Source organism: Extensimonas soli (assembly GCF_029211265.1).
GTDB classification, from domain to species: domain Bacteria; phylum Pseudomonadota; class Gammaproteobacteria; order Burkholderiales; family Burkholderiaceae_C; genus Extensimonas; species Extensimonas soli.
Map to the genome: position 1 here is coordinate 1 of NZ_JARGEL010000046.1, position 5,498 is coordinate 5,498.

The window sequence follows — 5,498 nt, forward strand, 5'->3', positions numbered from 1 at the left end:
CCGTAGCTTGGCCAGTCCTTGGTTTGGGCTGCGTTGGCACGGATGAAGTTGCCGTCGACTTTGCGGGTCGCAGCGGCGATGCGCGCAGCCGATGTCTGGGCTTGTTCTGCCATGCTCGTTTGCGCGGCCGACAGCAGCAGCGAGGCTGCGAGCAGGGGCAACAGAGCGCGGGGAGGATATGGGCGTTTCATGGTGTCTCCTTGAGTGTTGAATTGAAGGTGAAATTATCGATAGAGCTTGGGCAAGCCAGAACCGGGCAAGGCCTGCCCCATAGTAATGTCTTGCCTGAACCCGATTTGCGTAAGTCGTGTTCAGGCAATCCTGAACTGCTCCTTGGCGATCTCGCGCAGGCGGAACTTCTGCACCTTGCCGCTGGGCGTGCTCGGCAAAGCCTCGGACACGGCCAGGAACTCGGGCCAGTATTGCTTGGCCATTTGATGCTCCTCCAGGAAGCGCCGCATCTCTTCCATCGTGAAGCTGCTCCCAGCGCGCAGCATCACGTAGGCGGCGGCGCGCTCGCCCAGGCGCGGGTCGGGCACGCCGACCACCGCGGCCACCTGAATCGCCGGGTGCTTGTGCAGCAGCTGCTCGACCTCGACCACGGGCACGTTTTCGCCGCCGCGGATGATGATGTCCTTGGCGCGGCCTGTGATGCGTATATAGCCGTCGGCGTCAATCTTGCCCAGATCGCCCGTCTTGAACCAGCCTTCTTCGTCGGTGTCGAACTTTTCCGGGCGCTTGAGGTAGCCCACGAATTGCCCGGGGCCGCGCGACTCTATCTGCCCCTCCTCATCGATGCCCAACACCTTGCCCACGGGATCGACGATGCGCATCTCCGCGCCTGCAACCGGCAGACCATCGGTGCCGAACACTTTTTCAGGCGGATCGTCGAGCCGGGTCGAGGTGACGAGCAGGTTTTCCGTCATGCCATAGGCCGAGACGATGTGTGCCTGCAGGCGCTCGGTCGCACGCTGCACGAGTGCACGCGGAATCGGTGCACCGGCGGACAGAAAGATGTCGAAGGTAGAGATGTCGTATTTGGACAGTGCCGGGTGATCTGCCAGATCGGCCATGAAGGGCGTTGCTGCCATCATGAAGTGCACACCCTCGTCCTGGATGCGGCCCAGGCCCACCTCTGGCTCCCAGATGTCCTGCAACACTATCTTGGCCCCCAGGGACAGGGGCAATTCCATGCCAACGAGAAAACCCGTCTGGTGCGCCATCGGCGAAGGCATGAAGAATACGTGGTCGCCCGTCAGCTTGTTGCGCTGCTGGATTTGCCTCAAGTTGGCGAAGTGGGTGTTCGAGGTGTGCAAAGCCCCTTTGGGCTCGCCCGTGGTGCCCGAGGTGTAGAGCAGTTCCATGACCTCGTTGGGCTGCATGCGCCGCGCCTTGAGCATCTTGTCGGCGTCGGGCGTTTCCTGTTCCCAGCGCCGCTCGAGAAAGTATTTCTCGAACGAGGCATCTCCGCTGCCGCCCAGGGCAAACACGTGCTCTAGCTTGGGCAGATTCGGCTGGATTTCGCGCACCATCGCCAGGTGGTCGAAGCCGCGCCAATTCTGCGGCACGATCATGACTTTGGTCTCGGCCAGACCCAACATGAAACTGAGTTCGCGGTGGCGAAAGATGGGCATCACCGGGTTGGTGACGGCGCCCACGTGCAGACAGGCCAGGTGCAGCGCAACGAATTCCCACCAGTTGGGCATTTGGTACGACACCACGTCACCGCGCTCCACCCCCAGCGAGATCAGGCCCAAGGCGATGCGCTTGGAGGTTTGCAGCAGCTGCCGGTAAGAAATGGAATTCTTGCGCCCCGTCACGCTATTGATGTCGGTCACCGCAATTTTGTCGAGGCGCGAGGGCGCGACTTCGTCGAGATAGTCGAGCAGCGTCTTGTTGTACCAGTGGCCGCTGGCCTGGTAGCGCGCTTGCAGGTGGGGGGGCAGTTGGGATTCGAACATTCTGAAGGGTCTCCTTGGATCGGCATGACGGCTGCTTTGCAAGCAGCCCCATCTTGCGCAAACCTATAAAACACGACTTACGCAAATCGGGGTCAAGCAAAGCGAGCGCCCCATGGCAAAACACTTTGCTGCATCCTTGTTTGCGTAAGTCCAGTAAAAATAAGCTGAAGGGTGATAAATAGAAAAAACGTTCGCTCATCCACACGAAAGGCGAAAACCAAATCCAGAAGGCAAATATCACTCGCCACGATCGAAATCGTGGCGAGCTGAATTTCCCCATCCTAAATAAAAGAGGCTGCCATCAGTGCTGGCCGCTGGGGGTATGCACCACGATTCCGCTCAATTCAGGCGTGGCCTTGAGTTGGCAGGCGAGACGGGACTGCGGTGTTTTTGAATCGATGATATTGAGCAAGGCTTGCTCCTCCGGGCTTACTGGCGGCAACAGGCGCATCCACTCCTCATTCACGTCCACTCTACATGTGGCGCAAGCACAATTACCGCCGCAATCACCGTCGATGCCGGGAATCATGTTCTGAAGTGCAGCTTCCATCAACGACAAGCCCTCTGGGGCCTCGACGGTTCGCGCCACATTGTTGTGATCGATATAGGTGATTTTGCTCATTTGCAGGTCTCCTTGGATAAATAAAATCCACACATGCCGCGGATGCGGCGAAAAAGAAAAAGAGGTATCTTGGGTAAGATGGTGAAAATCAGGAAAGTGGCATCAAGCCCTTCAAAGGCACGTCGGCATCGCGCAAAAGATCGACTGCGATTCGCGCATGGCCCTCGATCAGCGGTTTGGCCGCGACGAACTCGGCCGTCCGGTTGATCGCATCCACTGCCAGCAGTCGCCCCTCTTGCAAATAAAACACGGCAAAGCTGCGGCTTTGTGGATCGCCACGCAGCACCGTTTGGTCGTAGCCACGGTTGACGCCTGCGATTTGCAGTTTGAGCTCGTACTGGTCAGACCAGAACCAGGGCACTTGCCGATACGGGCGCGATTTGCCGCAAATTGCTGCTGCAACGCTGCGCGCCTGCTCGACTGCGTTATGGACCGATTCGAGACGCAGGTGGTATCCGTAGACCGCGCTGAAATGGCTGGTGCAATCGCCGGCCGCGTAAATGTCCGGGGCGGAAGTGCGCCCTTCGTCATCGACGACGATGCCGTTGTCACAGACGATGCCTGCAGCTTGGGCCAGCTCTACATTGGGCAGCTGACCAATGCCAACCAAGACCAAGTCCGCATCGATCGCACTGCCATCGCTGGTGCGCACCCGAACACCACCTTCTAGCGCCTCGATGGCCGCCACGCCCGAGCCGGTCAGGATGCGCACACCCGCGCCGCGATGCACTTGTTCATAGAACTGTGCGACTTCGGCGCATGCAACACGCGACAGCACCCGCGGCGCGAACTCCAGCAAGGTTACGCCCAGGCCTTTTTTGACCGCCACGGCGGCGACCTCCAGCCCGACATAACCGCCACCGATGATCGCCAGGCGTGCGCCGGCATGCAGCTTCTCACCGAGGGCTTCGGCGTCGGCAATGCTGCGCAGGTAATGCACGCTTGGATGCTCCGCGCCTGGGCAATCGAGGTGGCGCGGCCTGCCGCCCGTGGCCAGCACTAGCGTCTGATAGTCGATCCGCCTGCCGTCCGCAAGCACGACCTGCTTGGCTTCGCGATCGATCCGCACCGCTGGCGTGCCCAGCATGAGTTCCACGCCAGCACGTGCGTAGAACTCAGGCGGGCGCAGCAGCAGGCGATCGCGCGCGAGTTCGCCGGCAAGAAATGCCTTGGACAAGGGCGGGCGCTGGTACGGCAAGAAGGGCTCGTCGCCGATCAGAACGATGCGCCCTTCATAACCTTCCTGGCGCAGGCTGACGATGGCCTGCGCCGCAGCCTGTCCGGCACCAAGTATGACGGTGGAGCCCACGATAGCCTCGCGCTCAGGCATTGATGCGAACGGGCAGCTCTTTGAGGCCGCGGAATAGGATGCTGACGTCGGTGGGCACCGGCTCGCCCACTACTTCGATTTGCATCGGTTTGTTCCAGCGCTTGAGGATTTCTTCCCACAAGATGCGCAGTTGCATTTCGGCAAGCCGGTTGCCCAGGCAGCGGTGGATGCCGAAACCAAAAGACAGATGCTGGCGCGGACGCGCCCGGTCGATGATGAAGGAGTCCGGCTGTTCGATCGCCTCGGGATCACGGTTGCCCGACAGATACCACATGACCACCTTGTCGCCTTTGTGGATTTGCTTGCCTCCCACGGTAGCGTCTTCGAGCGCCGTGCGCCGCATGTGGGTCAGCGGTGTCTGCCAGCGGATGATCTCTGGAATCAGCGTCGACACCAGTTCGGGACGTGCGCAAAGCTTGCGGTATTCCTCTGGATTGCGGTTGAGCGCCAGCAAGCCACCGCTCATCGAATTGCGCGTGGTGTCGTTGCCTCCAACGATCAGCAGGAGCAAATTGCCCAGATACTCCATCGGCGGCATGTTGCGCGTGGCAGGCGAGTGCGCCAGCATCGAGATCAGGTCGAATTTTGGCGGTGCATTCACCCGCTCGTTCCACAAGCGCGTGAAATATGCAAGGCATTCACCGAGTTCGGCCATGCGCTGCTCCTGCGATGCAACCACACTGGAGCCCGATTCTTCGCTGGCCGAGGCCACCTCGGACCAGCGCGTCAGCTTGCGACGATCTTCCCAGGGAAAATCGAACAGGATGGCGAGCATTTGTGTGGTCAGCTCGATGGACACGCGATCCACCCAGTTGAACGTTTCTCCAATGGGCAGACCATCGAGCACCTTGCGGGTTCGTTCATAAATCGCTGCTTCCATTTTTGCCAGGTTGTCCGGGGCCACCGAAGGGCTGACCGCCATGCGCTGTTCATCGTGCTTGGGTGGATCCATCGCAATGAACATGGGCACATTCAGGCCGAGGAGGTTGTCTTCGATCGTGATGCCTTTGGCTTCCGAGGAGAATATCTGCGGCTTGGTCTCGACCTCGACGATGTCTTTGAACTTTGTGATGGACCAGTACGGGCCATAAAGCTTGTTGGTCGCGCAGTAATGCACCGGGTCTTCGCGCCGCAGACGGTCGAAAGCAGTAAATGCCGCTGCCTCGTTGCGGAAGATGTCAGTATCGGCAACGTCAAGTTGCCCGATAGGAGTTGAACGTATGCGTTTGAGCATTTCTTCGTTCGTCGGGTGGGTCGTGTCCATCATGATGGTTCCTTTGTGGATGGCGATTTTCACTTGCTGAATGAATTGACAATTCACATGCTGAATGAATTGACAATCAAGAACCCATTCGTCTTTTGGACTCCACAGAACGGCGTGGGCATTGCGTCCACGTCGTTCCGTTGGGCTTTGGCCTCCCCCCCATCACGCGCACTTTGCGCTCGTTGTGTTTTGCTCCCTTATTTTTTCGGTCGGATGGCGTCCACCGTGCCCTGGATGAAGGCCTTGAGCTTTGGCACGTCCTCCATGCTCAGCTTGCCCGTGAAGTCGGGCATGCCGCGCTCCATGGCCGGGCCATGGAAA

At 59.4% G+C, this 5,498-nt stretch carries 5 protein-coding genes; all 5 read right to left on the reverse strand.

What is annotated here, in order from left to right; all coding sequences use genetic code 11:
- A partial coding sequence (locus PYV55_RS16085; protein ID WP_275853253.1) for a hypothetical protein occupies positions 1-191 on the reverse strand: 191 nt, incomplete at its 3' end.
- A gap of 120 nt (positions 192-311) precedes the next feature.
- Positions 312-1,961 carry a cyclohexanecarboxylate-CoA ligase gene (locus PYV55_RS16090; protein WP_275853256.1) on the reverse strand — a complete coding sequence of 550 codons (1,650 nt, stop codon included), beginning with the start codon at positions 1,959-1,961 and terminating at the stop codon, positions 312-314.
- Positions 1,962-2,262: 301 nt separating this feature from the next.
- Complete coding sequence (locus PYV55_RS16095; protein ID WP_275853258.1) at positions 2,263-2,583, reverse strand: 2Fe-2S iron-sulfur cluster-binding protein; 321 nt, start codon at positions 2,581-2,583, stop codon at positions 2,263-2,265.
- Between the two features lie 88 nt (positions 2,584-2,671).
- Positions 2,672-3,892 carry an NAD(P)/FAD-dependent oxidoreductase gene (locus PYV55_RS16100; RefSeq protein ID WP_275853260.1) on the reverse strand — a complete coding sequence of 407 codons (1,221 nt, stop codon included), beginning with the start codon at positions 3,890-3,892 and terminating at the stop codon, positions 2,672-2,674.
- Positions 3,893-3,905: 13 nt separating this feature from the next.
- On the reverse strand, positions 3,906-5,180 hold the full coding sequence (locus PYV55_RS16105) for a cytochrome P450 (protein WP_275853262.1): 1,275 nt from the start codon (positions 5,178-5,180) through the stop codon (positions 3,906-3,908).
- Positions 5,181-5,498: the final 318 nt, after the last annotated feature.